13 protein-coding genes are annotated in these 16955 nt (G+C 41.7%); 11 read left to right on the forward strand and 2 right to left on the reverse strand.

Translation table 11 applies throughout. From position 1 onward, the window contains the following. Positions 1 to 37: 37 nt before the first annotated feature. Genes pcrA through HPT25_RS09590 form a run of 3 tightly spaced genes read left to right on the forward strand, consistent with a single transcriptional unit; the run spans position 38 to position 5572 of the window. Complete coding sequence (gene pcrA / locus HPT25_RS09580) at positions 38 to 2326, forward strand: DNA helicase PcrA (protein ID WP_173063072.1); 2289 nt, start codon at positions 38 to 40, stop codon at positions 2324 to 2326. 58 nt (positions 2327 to 2384) lie between these two features. Next, positions 2385 to 4388: an NAD-dependent DNA ligase LigA gene (gene ligA / locus HPT25_RS09585; RefSeq protein WP_173071019.1), complete on the forward strand. Its 2004-nt coding sequence runs from the start codon at positions 2385 to 2387 to the stop codon at positions 4386 to 4388. A 17-nt stretch (positions 4389 to 4405) separates the two neighbouring features. After that, positions 4406 to 5572, forward strand: a complete 1167-nt coding sequence (locus HPT25_RS09590) for a CamS family sex pheromone protein (RefSeq protein WP_173063075.1) — start codon at positions 4406 to 4408, stop codon at positions 5570 to 5572. 118 nt (positions 5573 to 5690) lie between these two features. Here HPT25_RS09590 and HPT25_RS29015 read toward each other — a convergent pair whose 3' ends face one another. Then, positions 5691 to 5819, reverse strand: coding sequence for a hypothetical protein (locus tag HPT25_RS29015; RefSeq protein WP_281368178.1), 129 nt, complete (start codon positions 5817 to 5819; stop codon positions 5691 to 5693). Between the two features lie 174 nt (positions 5820 to 5993). On the opposite strand from HPT25_RS29015, the gene pruA reads away from it, so the two are divergent. The 7 genes from pruA (at position 5994) to HPT25_RS09625 (ending at position 14078) form a co-directional block, all read left to right on the forward strand. Continuing rightward, positions 5994 to 7541 carry an L-glutamate gamma-semialdehyde dehydrogenase gene (gene pruA, locus HPT25_RS09595; protein ID WP_173063078.1) on the forward strand — a complete coding sequence of 516 codons (1548 nt, stop codon included), beginning with the start codon at positions 5994 to 5996 and terminating at the stop codon, positions 7539 to 7541. Positions 7542 to 7779: 238 nt separating this feature from the next. After that, on the forward strand, positions 7780 to 8028 hold the full coding sequence (locus HPT25_RS09600) for a hypothetical protein (protein WP_173063081.1): 249 nt from the start codon (positions 7780 to 7782) through the stop codon (positions 8026 to 8028). A gap of 23 nt (positions 8029 to 8051) precedes the next feature. Further along, positions 8052 to 9038, forward strand: coding sequence for a hypothetical protein (locus HPT25_RS09605; RefSeq protein ID WP_173063084.1), 987 nt, complete (start codon positions 8052 to 8054; stop codon positions 9036 to 9038). 182 nt (positions 9039 to 9220) lie between these two features. Further along, positions 9221 to 11641, forward strand: a complete 2421-nt coding sequence (nirB, locus tag HPT25_RS09610) for a nitrite reductase large subunit NirB (protein WP_173063087.1) — start codon at positions 9221 to 9223, stop codon at positions 11639 to 11641. Positions 11642 to 11647: 6 nt separating this feature from the next. Then, positions 11648 to 11968, forward strand: a complete 321-nt coding sequence (gene nirD, locus HPT25_RS09615) for a nitrite reductase small subunit NirD (RefSeq protein ID WP_173063090.1) — start codon at positions 11648 to 11650, stop codon at positions 11966 to 11968. Between the two features lie 26 nt (positions 11969 to 11994). Then, on the forward strand, positions 11995 to 13449 hold the full coding sequence (gene cobA, locus HPT25_RS09620; RefSeq protein WP_173063093.1) for a uroporphyrinogen-III C-methyltransferase: 1455 nt from the start codon (positions 11995 to 11997) through the stop codon (positions 13447 to 13449). Further along, a complete protein-coding gene (locus HPT25_RS09625; protein WP_173063096.1) occupies positions 13449 to 14078 on the forward strand; it encodes a precorrin-2 dehydrogenase/sirohydrochlorin ferrochelatase family protein in 630 nt (209 codons plus the stop codon). The genes cobA and HPT25_RS09625 overlap by 1 nt, the downstream gene beginning before the upstream one ends. A gap of 195 nt (positions 14079 to 14273) precedes the next feature. On the opposite strand, the gene HPT25_RS09630 is transcribed toward HPT25_RS09625, so the two are convergent. Then, the gene (locus HPT25_RS09630; RefSeq protein ID WP_173063099.1) at positions 14274 to 15089 is read right to left on the reverse strand and encodes a lipid II flippase Amj family protein; all 816 of its coding nucleotides are present in this window, start codon (positions 15087 to 15089) and stop codon (positions 14274 to 14276) included. Between the two features lie 226 nt (positions 15090 to 15315). Between HPT25_RS09630 and aceB the strand changes: the two genes are divergently transcribed. Beyond that, complete coding sequence (gene aceB / locus HPT25_RS09635; protein WP_173063102.1) at positions 15316 to 16908, forward strand: malate synthase A; 1593 nt, start codon at positions 15316 to 15318, stop codon at positions 16906 to 16908. The last annotated feature ends 47 nt before the right edge of the window (positions 16909 to 16955 follow it).

Below are 16955 nucleotides of genomic sequence, written 5' to 3' on the forward strand. Positions count from 1 at the left end.
AAAACAAGAACAAATGTTTGTGGTGGTGGATATAAAAATGCAATATTTAACAGATAAATTGTTAAACGGCTTAAACCCAGAACAGCAAAAAGCTGTTAAGGCAACAGACGGGCCGTTGTTGATCATGGCCGGTGCCGGAAGCGGCAAGACGAGAGTGCTGACACATCGAATTGGCTATTTAATCGTGGAAAAACGAGTAAATCCTTATAATATTTTAGCGATTACTTTTACGAATAAAGCAGCCCGGGAAATGAAAGAAAGAATCGGGAAAATGATGGGCGGCGCTGCGGAGGAAATTTGGATTTCCACGTTTCACTCGATGTGTGTAAGAATTTTACGAAGAGATATTGACCGGATTGGCTTTAATCGTAACTTTACGATCTTGGACACATCTGACCAGCAATCAGTGATTAAAGGAATCTTAAAAGAAAAAAATCTTGATCCGAAAAAGTTCGATCCTAGGGCCATTCTGGGCTCTATTAGTTCGGCAAAAAATGAACTCATCACCCCGGAAGAGTACGCCAAAACAGCCGGTGGCTATTTTGAGCAGGTGGTAAGTGATGTGTACGAAGAATACCAGAAGCGTCTTCGGAAAAATCAGGCACTGGACTTTGATGATTTGATTATGATGACCATTCAATTGTTTCAACGGGTGCCAGATGTCCTTGAATATTATCAGCGCAAATTTCAATACATTCATGTGGATGAATATCAGGATACAAATAAAGCGCAGTATTTATTAGTTAAGCAGCTGGCCAATCGTTTTAAAAATTTATGCGTGGTGGGTGACTCTGACCAGTCTATTTATCGTTGGCGCGGGGCAGATATTGCCAATATTCTTTCCTTTGAAAAAGATTATTCGAACGCAACGGTCATTCTATTAGAACAAAACTATCGTTCCACCAAAAGGATTCTTTTGGCAGCCAACAAGGTTATTGAGAACAATTTAAACCGTAAAGCGAAAAATTTGTGGACGGAAAATCCTGAAGGCAATAAGATTGTTTATTTCCGTGCGGACAGCGAGCAGAGTGAAGCACAGTTTGTTGCCGGAAAAATAAAAGAGCTTACTCGTAATAATCAACACAAACTTTCCGATATCGCCATCCTATACCGAACAAATGCCCAGTCCCGTGTGATGGAGGAAGTACTTTTAAAATCAAATCTCGAATACTCCATTGTCGGCGGAACAAAGTTCTATGACCGAAAAGAAATTAAAGATATGCTAGCCTATCTTCGTTTGATTTCAAATCCGGATGACGATATCAGTCTGCAGCGGATCATCAATGTTCCGAAACGTGGAATTGGGTCAAGCTCGATGGATAAAATAGCTGATTTTGCAGCCATGCATGATATTTCAATCTATCAGGCTCTTGATTCTATTGATCTGATCGGACTTAGCCCGAAGATTACAAAAGCGGCAAAAGAGTTCCGGGATTTAATAAAAAATTACACGCAAATGCAAGAATTCCTTTCTGTTACGGAATTAGTGGAGGAAATTCTTGAAAAGACTGGATACAGGGAAATGCTGATCGCGGAAAAATCGCTGGAAGCACAAAGCCGTTTGGAAAACTTAGAAGAATTAATGTCTGTAACGAAAAATTTTGAAGATACCAATGAAGATAAAAGTCTCGTAGCCTTTTTAACAGATTTGGCCCTTGTTGCTGATATCGATTCTATGGATGAAGATGGCGAAAAGGCTGATTCTATCGTATTGATGACCCTGCACTCTGCAAAAGGTTTAGAGTTTCCAGTTGTCTTCCTAATCGGGATGGAAGAAGGCGTATTTCCACATAGCCGCTCACTAATGGAGGAAGTGGAAATGGAAGAAGAGCGCCGTCTTGCCTACGTTGGAATCACAAGAGCTGAAAAAACACTATTCCTAACCAATGCTCAGATGAGGACGCTATTTGGCCGTACGAATATGAACCCGGCATCCCGATTTATCAGTGAGATTCCGGAAGAACTTCTGGAAGGCGTGGAGCCGGAAAGAAAGAGTGCGTTTGGTTCACGGCCGTTTGCAGGTTCGGGAAGCTCATTTGGCTCACAGTCGCTCTCAGGCTCAGGAAGCAGATTAAGCTCACAGCGTACGTCTTTTAACAGTCCGTCAGCACCGCGCAAACCGGTAATGCGCCCTGTTTCTGCCGCATCAGGTGGAGAGGATGCGGGATGGAAGGTTGGAGATAAAGCTGAGCACGGTAAATGGGGAGTTGGGACTGTTGTCAGTGTCAAAGGCCAGGGAGAGAGCACTGAGCTGGATATTGCCTTCCCAAGCCCGACAGGCATTAAACGCTTGCTGGCAAAATTTGCGCCGATCAAAAAAGCGTAACGCTTAGGGGCAAAAAAGAGTCCAATAATTGAGATTTTTGTATGAAAGGACTGAATATATGGATCTTCAATCGGCTGAAAAAAGAGTGAATGAATTAAAACGATTGTTAACCCAATATGGTTATGAATACTATGTATTGGACAAACCAACCGTACCTGATGCAGAGTATGACAAATTATTGCAGGAGCTTTTAGCGTTCGAGGAACAATTCCCACAGCTAAAATCAGAAGACTCACCAACTCAGCGTGTCGGCGGCGCCGTGTTGGAGCAATTCGACAAGGTGGAGCACCGCATTCCGATGCTAAGTCTTGGCAATGCTTTTAACGAACAGGATTTACGGGATTTTGACCGCCGCATCCGCCAGGCTGTCGGAGATGAGTTTTCCTATGTATGCGAGCTGAAAATTGATGGTCTTGCAGTCTCATTAAGATATGAAGACGGTTTGTTTATTCAAGGAGCGACACGCGGCGACGGAACGATTGGTGAAGACATTACGGCCAATTTAAAAACAATCAAGGCGATTCCGCTGCGGCTAACGGAAAATATCTCCATTGAAGTTCGCGGTGAGGCGTATATGCCAAAGCGTTCCTTCGAAGCCTTGAATGAAAAGCGGAAAGAGCGAGGCGAGGAACTGTTTGCCAACCCAAGAAATGCTGCTGCTGGATCACTAAGGCAGCTTGATCCCAAAATTGCAGCATCACGAAAGCTGGATGTCTTCTTATACGGGATTGGTAACCCAGAAGAACTCGACATCGTTTCTCATAGTGCAGGTCTTGATTATCTGGATCAACTTGGCTTTAAAACAAACAATGAGCGAAAAAAGTGCGCGACAATCGAAGATGTGATTAAATTTATCTCAGGTTGGACGGAAAAGCGGCCGCATCTTCCGTATGAGATTGATGGGATTGTTATTAAAGTTGATTCCCTTGAACAGCAGGCAGAGCTTGGCACAACCGCAAAAAGCCCTCGCTGGGCGATTGCATACAAATTTCCCGCTGAAGAGGTTGTGACAACCCTTTTGGATATTGAACTAAGCGTAGGTAGAACCGGTGTGGTTACGCCAACGGCAATTTTGGAGCCTGTAAAGGTAGCGGGGACAACCGTTCAGCGTGCTTCACTTCATAACGAAGATTTAATTCGTGAAAAGGATATCAAACTTGGCGATAAGGTTATTGTTAAAAAAGCCGGGGATATTATTCCAGAAGTAGTGAATGTTTTAGCAGATCAGCGGACAGGTGAAGAGGTCGATTTTCATATGCCGACACACTGTCCTGAATGCGAAAGTGAGCTGGTCCGGCTTGAAGGGGAAGTCGCTTTAAGGTGTATCAATCCAAAATGCCCGGCACAAATCCGTGAAGGCTTGATTCATTTTGTCTCAAGGGATGCCATGAATATAGAAGGTCTAGGCGAAAAAGTCATCGGCCAACTGTTTGCTGAAAAATTGATAACGGATGTAGCCGACATTTACAAGCTTACGCGTGAACAGCTTTTAGCTCTCGAACGAATGGGTGAAAAGTCTGTTGCGAATTTATTGGCAGCAATTGAAGCTTCAAAGGGAAATTCATTGGAAAAACTACTTTTCGGCCTTGGGATTCGCCATGTCGGTGCTAAAGCAGCTAAAACGCTGGCTCAAGAATTTGGCACCATGGAAAAATTATCTTCAGCAACAAAGGATGAATTGATTGCAATTAATGAAATCGGCGATAAGATGGCAGATTCGATTGTCAGCTTTTTTGAACAAGAGGGCGCTTCTGAACTAATTCAAGAATTAGTGGCAGCCGGTGTAAGTATGGAGTACAAAGGAGCAAAACCAGTTTCTGCTGCGGAGTCAGATTCGTTCTTTGCTGGAAAAACGGTTGTTCTGACAGGGAAATTAGAACGATTAACAAGAAATGAAGCAAAAGAAAAAATCGAAGCGCTCGGCGGCAATGTTGCAGGCAGTGTAAGCAAAAAAACTCACCTTGTCATTGCTGGTGAGGATGCCGGATCGAAGCTGACCAAAGCCCAAGAACTTGGAATTGAGGTTTGGGACGAGGAGAAACTCATTGAAGTATTAAATTAAGTTAGAGGTGGAACAACGTGAGAAAGCTCTCATTGCTTATGATCTCCCTGGTCTTCTTATTGAGTGCATGTGGACCAAAATTTCAAGGGCAAAATCAAGTTGTCCAAACGAATGATAAAGCTAAGGGAAAAGCGATTATTCCAAGCTACAATATTTCGGACAATTATTATCGAACGATTTTACCCTTTAAACCAGGGCAGGCACGCGGGATGGTCGTTAATGATATTAATACACGATATGATTTAAATGAATTTGAAATGGGTCTTATGAGAATTGCCCAACACAATTTTGATACTAATAAGTATTATTTTCAAGAAGGGCAAGAAATTCCAGGAGATACCATTAAACTTTGGCTCAATCGTCAGTACACTCCTGAACAGCTGAAGAAAAATAACATGAAGGCATCGGATAATGTCGGGTTAAATCCGGTTGATACGGGTACACCGGCAGCACCAAGCAGTCCGATCTATTTGGCCCATATATTAGAGCATGATTATTTAACGAAGGATGACAAAGGAAATGTTGCATTAGGCGGTGTAGTCATTGGACTAGCCCTAAATTCAACTTACTATTATCGTGTAACAAATAGTAATGGCACTTTCAATGAAATGGAGAAAACAGTGTCTTACAATGAAATGCAAAGCCAAGGAAAGAGTATCGCGGCAGAGGTTGTCAAGCGATTGAGGAACATGAAAGATTTAGCAGATGTTCCAATTACGATTGCACTGTTTGAGCAGCAAAGCAAAACATCCGTTATTCCGGGCAACTTTATCAGCTATGCAACCGTTGATAAAGGAAGTTCGAGCTTAAATTCATGGCAAAAGGTCAATGAAAAGTACTACCTATTTCCTTCTACGGAAGCTCAGACTGACCATCGTGATGACGAAACAGAATTCCTGAACTTTAAGCAGGATGTAGAGCAGTATTTTCCAAACTTTAATGGCGTCATCGGCAAAGCTTTCTATTCCGATGATCAGCTGTCAGATCTGAATATCACGATTCCTATTCAATTTTACGGAAAGACAGAAGGAATTGGCTTTACCCAATACGTAACAGGACTGGTCATGGAGCATTTTCCTAAATACCTCTCCGTCTCTGTCAGTGTAACCTCCGTTGACGGTCCGGAAGCTTTAATTGTCAAAAAGGCAAACTCCACTGACCCATTTGTTTATATTTATCAGTAAGATAAGATCCGGGATCGCCCCGGGTCTTTTTTATATGGTTAACTTGGCTATTGGTTTCATTTAAAAAGAGAGTATATGCAGGGTGATAGGGGGGAGCCTCCTAGGTTTTTGGTCTGTTTTAGAAAAGAGCTTCTCCGCCCCAATGAAGACCAAGTTGAAAGATTGATTCGGAGATTTGTTCTTCATCCGCGTCATGAAGGACAATATTAAATGGACTGAGAAGAGTAAAGTCCTTCATCCGTGTCATGAAGGCCAATTTTCAAATAGCAAAGCCAAGCATTGTCCTTAACAAAATAAACCATGTGCTTCAACAATATTCAGGTAATATGTAAGGTATAGTTTTTATCATTTGCTCCAAAAAAGTGAATGATGTAGAATTGTTTTTGGATGTAAACGTTTTACTACATAGGAGGGTTTAGAAATGGTACAACCATACAAGCATGAACCATTAACAGATTTCACAGTTGAAGCAAACCGTCAGGCCTACCTTCGTGGATTACAAACAGTAGAGAGCTACCTTGGTCAAGATTATGACCTGTTAATTGGTGGAGAAAGAGTTGCTACTGAAGACAAAATCGTTTCCTATAATCCGGCTAATAAAGCAGAAGTCATTGGCCGTGTTTCCAAAGCAAACAAAGAACTTGCTGAAAAAGCTATGCAGGCTGCAGTTGAAGCTTTTAAAACCTGGAGAAAAACAAAGCCCGAAGTTCGCGCGGATATACTCTTTAAAGCAGCAGCCATCGTGCGTCGCCGCAAGCATGAGTTTTCTGCCCTGATGACAAAAGAAGCAGGAAAGCCTTGGAGAGAAGCGGATGCCGATACTGCTGAAGGAATTGACTTCCTAGAATATTATGCACGCCAAATGCTGGAACTGAAAGATGGTGTACCAGTTCAAAGCCGTCCATATGAACATAATCGTTACAACTACATCCCGCTTGGAGTGGGGATCATTATTTCACCTTGGAATTTCCCATTTGCGATCATGGCAGGAACCACTGTTGCGGCCATTGTTACAGGGAATACTGTTTTATTAAAACCTGCATCAACCACCCCAATTATTGCTGCTAAATTTGTTGAAGTGATGGAAGAAGCAGGACTTCCAAAAGGTGTATTAAACTTTGTACCAGGAAGCGGTGCAGAAGTTGGAGATTATTTAGTTGATCATAAAGATACTCGTTTTATCAGTTTTACAGGTTCACGTGATGTAGGTCTGCGTATTTTTGATCGTTCATCTAAAATCAGTGAAGGCCAAATTTGGATGAAACGTTTAATTGCGGAAATGGGCGGAAAGGATACCATCGTTGTTGACAGCGAAGCAGATCTTGAGCTAGCTGCCCAATCCATTGTAGCTTCTGCATTTGGATTTTCAGGTCAAAAATGCTCTGCGTGTTCACGTGCTGTCATTGTGGAATCTGTCTATGACCAAGTATTAAACCGCGTTGTGGAATTGACCAACCAATTAGTAGTAGGAGATCCTACGGAACAAGGTACTTTCACGGGCCCGGTAATCGATGGCAATGCGTATAATAAAATTATGGAGTATATTGAAATTGGCAAAAACGAAGGTAAGTTAATGACAGGCGGAGAGGGAGATAATTCAAAAGGATTCTTTATCAAGCCGACAGTAATTGCTGACCTTGCACCAAAAGCCCGCCTCATGCAGGAAGAAATTTTTGGCCCTGTCGTTGGTTTCACCAAAGCGAAAAATTTTGATGAGGCTCTTGAAATTGCTAACAACACCGAATATGGTTTAACAGGAGCTGTTATTTCCAGCAATCGTGCCCATATTGAGCAAGCTTGTGAAGACTTCCATGTCGGTAATCTTTATATTAACCGCGGTTGTACTGGTGCGATCGTCGGCTATCAGCCGTTCGGCGGATTTAATATGTCAGGAACTGACTCCAAAGCAGGTGGTCCAGACTACCTAATGCTACACATGCAAGCAAAGACAACATCTGAATTGTATTAAAATAAAAACCTCTTCTCGAATCAACGGGAAGAGGTTTTTTGATCCCTGTAAAACTAAATCAGGGAGGTCTAGGTCTTGGAACGGTAAAAATACTGTCACTTTATTCATTGTCTATCGTTTATAATATTTGATAGAAAAATCATCCATTAGGGCAAGTATATGTTAGAATATGGGAGTAATGCAGGAGAAAGGAATTATTCCATTATGGGGAAACTAATAATTACCATGAGAATGAACAATGGGGGTAAAAGAATTGCTGCCGTTATATTTGCTTCATGTGACCAACATACCTCATAATGAGGGTCCAAGTGTCATTTGGACATTATTAATTTGCAATATTTTTGTTGTATCAGCAGGTATTAATTTTATCTATCGCTTATTTCGACTAAAGAATGTATTGAAATCAGGAATTGTCTTTGGAATAGCCATATTAATAAATTATATATTAATTGCAATCTATGGAGATATTTTTGATTTATTGGGGTAAGGAAGAAAAGGAGGAGTAACTAATTGAAATATTACCGTTTATGGGTAGTAGCCTTTTTATTAAAATTTATTGGCTCAGCATGGGATGCGTCCTATCATTTTAAATATTTATTCGAAGAATATTCAATCCCTCATATTGTCAATTTCTCAGGGTTTGCGCTGGGGGCCTTTTTGCTATTTAAGGAATGGAGAAAACTCCAGTTCATGACCCGGTTTTCACGAAATTTGGTGACGATTGGGTATGTGTTATTTTTGATTGGAATTCCGCTTGATTTTAGCTATCATATCGCTTATGGAATTGATTTAACCACTTGGAGCCCGACTCATTTTATATACTATATTGCGACTGACATCATGATTATAGGTGTTTGGCATGGTTTTTTTCTATTTGCAAATGACCAAAAACCTACATGGAGATCCCTGCATACATGGTTCGCAATGTTTCTCCTTGAATGTTTCTTATTCCCGAATATGCAGCAGGAAAACGGGGCGATATCCTATGACCAGTTTATTCACGGGAAATCCATTGCTACGAAGGAAATTCTCTCGCTTATCTCTGATCCAAAATCACAAATTTTCGGAGGGATTCCAGAGTGGATTTATCCCATTTATTCCGTTCTGATGGTCACTTTGTTAACAGTGGCAACCATCCGGCTGTGCCGAAATTATACAATTCCTGTTATGGCTGCATCCCTTTATATACTGATCAGATTTATTTTTAAAACGGTCTTTTTTGCCGTGCATTATCCCACGTCTTATGTGCCAATGACCATTATTTTTATTCCATTATTTTTCTTATTATTTAGTAGGATTAATTGGATGGCAGGCTTTGCCGGAAGCTTGGTTTACTTTCTTACAGTATTTTCTATTTATAGGTCAGGAACCCTCATTACACCTCCATTGCAATTGTGGGAAGCGGTACCTGCCGTTTTCATTGGAATGCTAGTGACATGGGCCGTTCCTTTGATTTCCATTTCCCCCTTTTTGAAAAAGCAAAAGCAGATGGTGTAAACCAGCTCTAATTACCCGCCAATTGGCGGGTTTTTCTTTTTGACAAATTTGTGAATGTATTCACAAATACATCTTAAATGTGACGTACTTCACTAATTTCTTGCTCAAATGAATTTACAATCTATATATATAGAAAACCTAATGAAAATAACAATTTACGAAACATATAGGGAGCGGTTAGCATGAAAAAATTAGTAATGATAGGAAACGGAATGGCGGGCATTAGAACCATTGAGGAAATTTTAAAATTGGCACCAGAACAATTTAAAATCACCATTTTTGGTAAAGAACCATATCCAAACTATAACCGGATTAAATTATCGAATATCCTGCAAGGGGACACAAGCTTTGAAGAAATTATCATGAATCCTCTGGACTGGTATCAAGAAAATCACATTCAGCTATATACAGGAGAAGCCGTGACAACAATCGATGTAGAGGCCAAACATGTCATTAGCGACCAAGGACGTGTTGTTGAGTTTGATGAATTGATTATTGCCACTGGATCTAAATCTTTTATTCTTCCAATTCCAGGTGCGGACAAACATGGAGTAACCGGATTTAGGGACATACAAGATTGTGAAATGATGATCAAATCATCTGAGAATGATAAAAAGGCAGTAGTTATTGGCGGCGGGCTTCTTGGACTTGAAGCAGCACGCGGATTACTTAACCTGGGGATGCAAGTAGATGTTGTTCATCTCATGCCGGACTTAATGGAGCGCCAGTTAGATTCTATAGCCTCATCTATGTTAAAAGCGGAGCTTGAGAGCCAGGGGATGAATTTCTTAATGGAAAAGGAAACCGTTGAAATCCTCGGCGATGAAAGAGTGACTGGTCTTCGCTTTAAAGACGGATCCGAAATCGAAGCGGGTCTTGTCGTGATGGCGATCGGGATTAAGTCCAATGTGAAAATCGCTAAAAACAGCGGAATTTATGTCAACCGAGGTATTGTTGTTAATGACTTTATGGAAACGAGCATTCCTCATATTTATGCTGTCGGTGAATGTGCGGAACACCGTGAAATCGTCTATGGATTAGTTGCGCCGTTATATGAACAAGGAAAGGTTCTCGCCCACAAAATTTGCGGCTTGCCTGTGGATCCATATAAAGGTTCAGTAACTGGAACCCAATTAAAGGTTGCAGGTATTGATCTTTACTCAGCGGGTGAAATCGTCGAAGACTCTTCAACAAAAGCTATTAAGGTTCAAAATGAATTTGATGGTGTTTATAAAAAGATTTTAATTCGCGATCAGAACATAGTTGGTGTGGTTTTATATGGGGATACGAAAGATAGCACAAAATTATTCCGAATGCTGACAAAGAAAGAAGATGTCAGCGGGATGACAAGTGTTTCCCTCCTCCAATCAGAAACTGGAGAAGGAGGCAGCGGAGATGTTGCTTCCATGCCTAATGATGAGTTAGTTTGCGGCTGTAATGGTGTTACAAAAGGGGAAATCGTTGAAGCCATTCATAAACAAGGCTTAACAACCCTTGATCAGGTAAGTCACTGTACAAATGCTGGGAGATCTTGCGGCCGCTGCAAACCGTTGGTCAGCCAAATTCTTGCTCATACACTTGGGGATCAATTTGATGCGGCTGCGGCCGCTAAGACGAGCATCTGCGGCTGTACTACCTTAAGCCGTGAGGAAGTGGTTGCCGAAATTAAAGCAAAAAGCTTAACCACCGTGAAGGAAGTTATGAATGTTCTAGGCTGGAACAATGAAGAAGGTTGTACAAAATGCCGTCCGGCCATAAACTACTATCTTGGCATGATTTATAAGGATGAATATAAAGATGATCGAGATTCCCGCCTTGTCAATGAAAAAATACATGCCAACATCCAAAAGGATGGTACCTATTCAGTTGTCCCAAGGATGTATGGCGGGGTAACAACTGCAGCCGATTTGAAAAAAATCGCAGAGGTCGCTGATAAATACGATGTACCGCTTGTAAAACTAACTGGAGGACAGCGGATTGCTTTGTTTGGTGTCAAAAAAGAAGACCTGCCAAATGTATGGGCGGACCTTGATATGCCATCAGGTTATGCATATGGAAAAACGTTAAGAACAGTCAAAACATGTGTTGGCGCTCAATTTTGCCGCTATGGCACTCAGGATTCAATGGCCCTTGGCATTGCCCTTGAGAAGAAATTTGAACGGCTTGATACACCGCACAAAGTAAAAATGGGCGTATCTGCCTGTCCGAGAAACTGCTCTGAAGCTGGAATCAAAGATATCGGCTTTGTCGGAATTGATGGCGGCTGGGAAATTTATGTAGGGGGCAACGGTGGTGTAGATCTTCGCCCAGCAGATTTATTATATACAGTGAAAACCGAAGAAGAAGTTATGGAAATAACCGGAGCCTACCTTCAATACTATCGTGAAACAGCCAATTACTTAGAAAGGACTTCTAAATGGCTGGAACGTAAGGGATTGGATCATGTGAAAGAGGTGCTGGCAAATGCCGAGACCCGCAAAGCACTAAATGAGCGAATGGATGAAACATTGAAAAAGTACAATGACCCTTGGACAGAAGCCATCCAAAATGAGGAAATTAAAGATCAATATTATGCAAAACACACTATCAAGGTTGGAGAGTGAGTTCACATGCTGCAAACCATTACACGAATTCCCGTCGCCCATTATTCTAATTTGAAACAAAGAACAGGCTACTCTATTAAAATTGCCGACAAAGAAATTGCTTTATTTAAAGTAACGAACGGCTCAGTATATGCCCTTGAAAACCACAGTCCCCATCCCAAAGGCGGTGTCCTTTCCGAGGGACTGGTCAGCGGCGATTATGTATATTGTCCTGTCTATGATTGGAAAATCTCATTAATAGACGGTTTGGTCCAAGCACCAGATAAAGGAAAAGTTCAGACTTATATAGTTGAGGTAGAAGATGATATAATCTTTATTAAAATATAAAAGGCTATAGGGGAAGGATGGCATAAATGAGAATAGGGAAGGTATTTTTGGTAGGTGCAGGACCGGGAGATATTGGTTTAATTACTGTAAAAGGGTTAGAAGCTATTAAGCGGGCAGAGGTCATTTTATTTGACCGGCTTGCAAATCCAAAGCTATTGGAGTTTGCTCCGGCAAATTGTGAAATGATCTACTGCGGCAAATTGCCGGACCGTCACTTTTTACGGCAAAACCATATTAATGAATTGCTCGCGGAGAAAGCGTTAGAGGGAAAAATAGTGGTCCGTCTTAAGGGCGGTGACCCGGGCGTTTTTGGCCGTGTCGGTGAAGAAGCCGAGGTTTTAGCTCAATACCAAGTACCTTTCGAAATTATACCAGGTATTACATCGGGGGTAGCAGCCCCGCTTTATGCCGGAATTCCTGTTACACACAGGGAGCATGCGGAATCATTTGCAGTGGTAACTGCACATGACAAATCGGATGATGGACGACCGGTACTTGATTGGGAAGGCCTGGCCCGCGGTGTCGATACAATTGCATTTTACATGGGTGTTGGCAATTTGCCGTTTATTTGCGAAAATCTTTTAAAACATGGAAAGCCCGCATCTACACCAGTCATTATGATCCAGTGGGGGACATTCGGACGCCAAAAGACATTACAGGGAACACTGGCAGATATTGCGGTCAAGGCGGCTGAGGAGAAATTCAGCAACCCTGCGATTATTTTAGTGGGATCAGTGGTCTCCTTAAGGGAGAAAATCAGTTGGTTTGAGAAAAAACCACTTTACGGCAGACAAATTCTACTTGCCCGCATAGGTGTCGAATCAAGTGCTTTAGCAAAAATACTAGTGGACCAAGGTGCTGATGTGATTGAATTTCCAAAGTGGAAAAGGAAACCTGTGGAAGTCGATCTTACGAACATCACTGCTTATGACAACATTTTGTTTGCTTCACCTGAAAGTGTGACTGAATTTTTCGCTGCAGTTTTTGCAGAAAAAATAGACGTTCGAAAAATCACGGCCCATTTCTTTGGAGCGTCTATGAAAACAATAAAGACTCTAAATGGGCGAGGCTTTCATGCGAGTCTGTCAGAGGAGATACCACAAGAAGGGAGTTTGCTTCTTGTAGGAGATGAGAGCATAAAGGAAAAAGGTTATGATTCAGCTGATTACTTGGTGACAAGCAAGAAGGAACTTGACCACGCGTTCTTGCCGATTTTAAAACGGATGCTGGAGGAAGCCGCTGTAAACACGGTTGTGTTTCCATGCAGTGCTTCAGTACAGCCGGTTATTCAGGTGCTCGAAGAATGCGGTGTAATTGACGTTCGTGAGTATTTGAATAAGGTTCAAGTGATTGCCATGGGAAAACAGACGCTTGAGGCCACCGTTGCAGAGGGCATTTCGATAGCTGAGATTCCAGAAAAGGCCACAAAGGAAGCGTTGGTAGATTTTTTAACAAGAAACCAAAATTGGGTGAACCGCTAGTGAACCCCTATTATCCAATTATGCTCCGGCTTGAAGGGAAAAAAGCTCTGGTAGTTGGCGGCGGCAAGGTTGCTGAACGAAAGGTTACGGGACTGCTGGAAGCTGGAGCCATAATAACGGTAATCAGCCCTGATGTGACTGAAGGACTTAGACTCCTTGCTAATGAAGGGAAAGTTATATGGCAGCCTAAAGAATTTTCGCCCTCTGACGTAAAGGATGCCCTGCTGATTTTTGCGGCAACCAGTGATAAAAGGGCAAATCGCCTTGTGAAAGCTTCAGCACAGCCGCATCAGCTTGTAACCATGGCTGATGGCCTGGACACATCCGACTTTCATGTGCCTTCCAAGCTAAAACGCGGCCAGCTAATAATTGCTGTGTCAACAGGTGGTGCCAGCCCAACACTTGCGCGGAGAATTCGTGCAATGCTTGAAGAACAATTTGATCCATCCTATGAGGATTATTTGGAATTTCTGTTTTCCAAACGGCTTTGGATTCTTAAGAATGTAGAAGAGGCCTCCTTGAAAAGAAAGCTTTTAACCGCGATCGCCAGCAAAGTGTTTTTAACCAGCTGCAAACGGGAAGAGGACTTTATGAAAATATATAATGACCTGATAGAAGCGGATTCCTGATAGAGGGATCCGCTTTTTTCCTTTCGAGGAGACAGTTTGTTGGAGAAGTAGAGATCATGTAGCTGCCCGTATCCCTCAAAAAGGAAGCCTCTGGTAAGGAAGAGCAAAGTTAACAGCTAATGTTCATAAAAAATGGAACGATCGGGCAATTAGCTTCCTTTACTTGCCCGATAGCCCCCATCAATAAGTTAAACACTAAATAAACTTGGAAAACCAAGCAACATAATACGCAGCAGGTATAAACAGAATCTGTGCAAGAACAGTTCCAAGCAATTTCGATCCGACCATGGTCAATGAATAGCTTTTCAAATAAATATAGCTGCTTTGATTTTTGACCACCCTGTCCGCTAATACAGATGCTTTAGGATCTATAAATAAGGTTAGTAAAATCGTTGCCACTCCATTTATAATTCCTGAAGACATAACCGCGGCCTGGGCATAATCTTTCGGCACGAGCAGGGATGCATACAACGAAGAAAGCACGCCAACCGTGTAAATCCCAGTAATAATGACATTTAGGGCAAATAACCTTTTGGGAATGGTGTCCAATGTAATCCCATTTAAATCGGATATCCGCGGCATCGTTAAACACTTGCCAGCTTTCTTTAAACCTTCCGGATTAACCCATTTTCCGAATAAAGAGATAATAGAACCCCGTTCATTCGACAATTGGACAATGGCTCTTGAAAATATGCGAATGAAAGTAGGGAATAGCAGAATCCCCAAACAAACTCCGAATGTTGTTACCCCAATCAAAATCCGATATTGTTCCGCAATGAAAACGAGCTTATGTGCCTTGGGTGCATCAGCAATCAGCTTTGCTGTCAGAGGCTGTTGGATCATCGTTGAAAATCTTGAGAGGATGACCATCGTGCTAAACAAAGAAAGAGCTGTGGCAATTAACCGTACCCGGGCACCGGAAATCCTTATGGAATAGGCTAGTGTTTCAATCATCGTAATGATCAAAAGAAAAATGGAAATAATGATTAATTTATTGGTAATCAAACTCATGAATAAGCTCCTTACACACTAAAATAAACCTTATTTTATAACACTTGATTTAAAAAGGAAATGACCTTTATTACAGCAATTCTAGATGAAGATGTAAAAGGAAAAATAGGATAAATTTCCCGATTTACGAAAAATTTTCAGAAAAGTAGTTCCATTTTTAAAAAACGTGTTATATAATACAAAACAAAGATTGTTACTGTATTATAACAAAGAGGTGATCAAGTTCATGTCGACGCAAACAAGGGGTATTGAAGTAGTTGGGGCCTTGAGGGCTCAGTATGACGAGATTCTAACACCTGAAGCATTACAATTCATCGAAGAATTAGAACGGAATTTCGGAACACGAAGAGTGGAACTGTTACAGTCCAGAAAAATACGTCAGGAAGAAATTAATAATGGAAAATTACCGGACTTCCTTCCTGAAACCAAGCATATCCGAAACAGTGAATGGACCATTGCTCCGCTGCCACAGGATCTTCAAGATCGCCGGGTGGAAATTACCGGTCCGACGGATAGAAAGATGGTCATCAACGCGATGAACTCAGGTGCTAAATTGTTCATGGCGGATTTTGAAGATGCTACTTCACCAAAATGGGAAAATATCGTTGAAGGACAAATCAATCTTAGAGATGCAGTAAATCGGACGATCTGTTTTGCAAACCCCACTGGGAAAAAGTACGAATTAAAAGAAAAAACAGCTGTGCTAATGGTAAGACCGCGGGGGCTGCACTTGGAAGAAAAGCATATGTTATTGGACGGAAAACCAATGTCCGGCAGTTTTATTGATTTTGGATTGTACTTTTTTCATAACGTTCACACCCTAAAGGCAAAAGGAACAGGTCCATATTTTTACCTGCCTAAGCTTGAAAGCTATTTGGAAGCAAGGCTTTGGAATGATGTTTTTATTTTTGCTCAAGAAAAGCTTGGCATCCTACAAGGCACCATTAAAGCAACGGTTTTAATCGAAACCATTTTGGCAGCATTTGAAATGGACGAAATTCTGTTTGAGTTAAAGGAACATTCTGCCGGGTTAAACTGCGGGAGATGGGATTATATTTTCAGCTACTTGAAAAAGCTGCGCAGTCAAAAGGATGTTATTCTTCCAGACCGCTCGCAGGTGACGATGACTGTACCTTTCATGCGATCTTACTCATTACTTACCATACAAACTTGTCACCGCCGCAAAGCTCCGGCAATGGGCGGAATGGCGGCACAAATTCCAATTAAAAATAACCCGCAGGCAAACGAAGAAGCATATGCCAAAGTACGGGCGGATAAAGAACGGGAAGCGCGTGACGGCCATGATGGGACATGGGTAGCCCATCCGGGACTTGTACCGGTAGCAATGGAAGTTTTCAACCGTGAAATGCCAACACCTAACCAAATTCATACGCCAAAACAACAGAAAATTACCGTTACTGCACAAGATTTATTGGAAATTCCAAATGGAACGATTACAGAAGAAGGCGTGCGAACTAATATTAATGTAGGTATTCAGTATGTAGCATCATGGCTGGCAGGAAGAGGCGCCGTACCCATCCATAATTTGATGGAAGATGCAGCAACAGCAGAAATTTCACGCGCCCAGCTTTGGCAGTGGATTCGCCATCCAAAAGGATTATTGAAAGATGGCCGCAAAATAACCGCTGAAATGTATCAAGAGTTAAAGCAAGAAGAATTGGAAAAAATCAAGCAGGAAATCGGTGCTGAAAACATTGTTTCAGGACACTTGGATGCAGCTGAAAAACTATTTGACCGTTTAATTCTAAATGACGAATTTGTCGATTTCTTAACATTGCCGGGGTACGAATTACTTTAGTTTTCGGCTATGTTAAAGAACATTGTAGATATATACACACTGTTGAT

Origin of the sequence: Neobacillus endophyticus (assembly GCF_013248975.1) — a bacterium.
Lineage (GTDB): Bacteria > Bacillota > Bacilli > Bacillales > Cytobacillaceae > Neobacillus > Neobacillus endophyticus.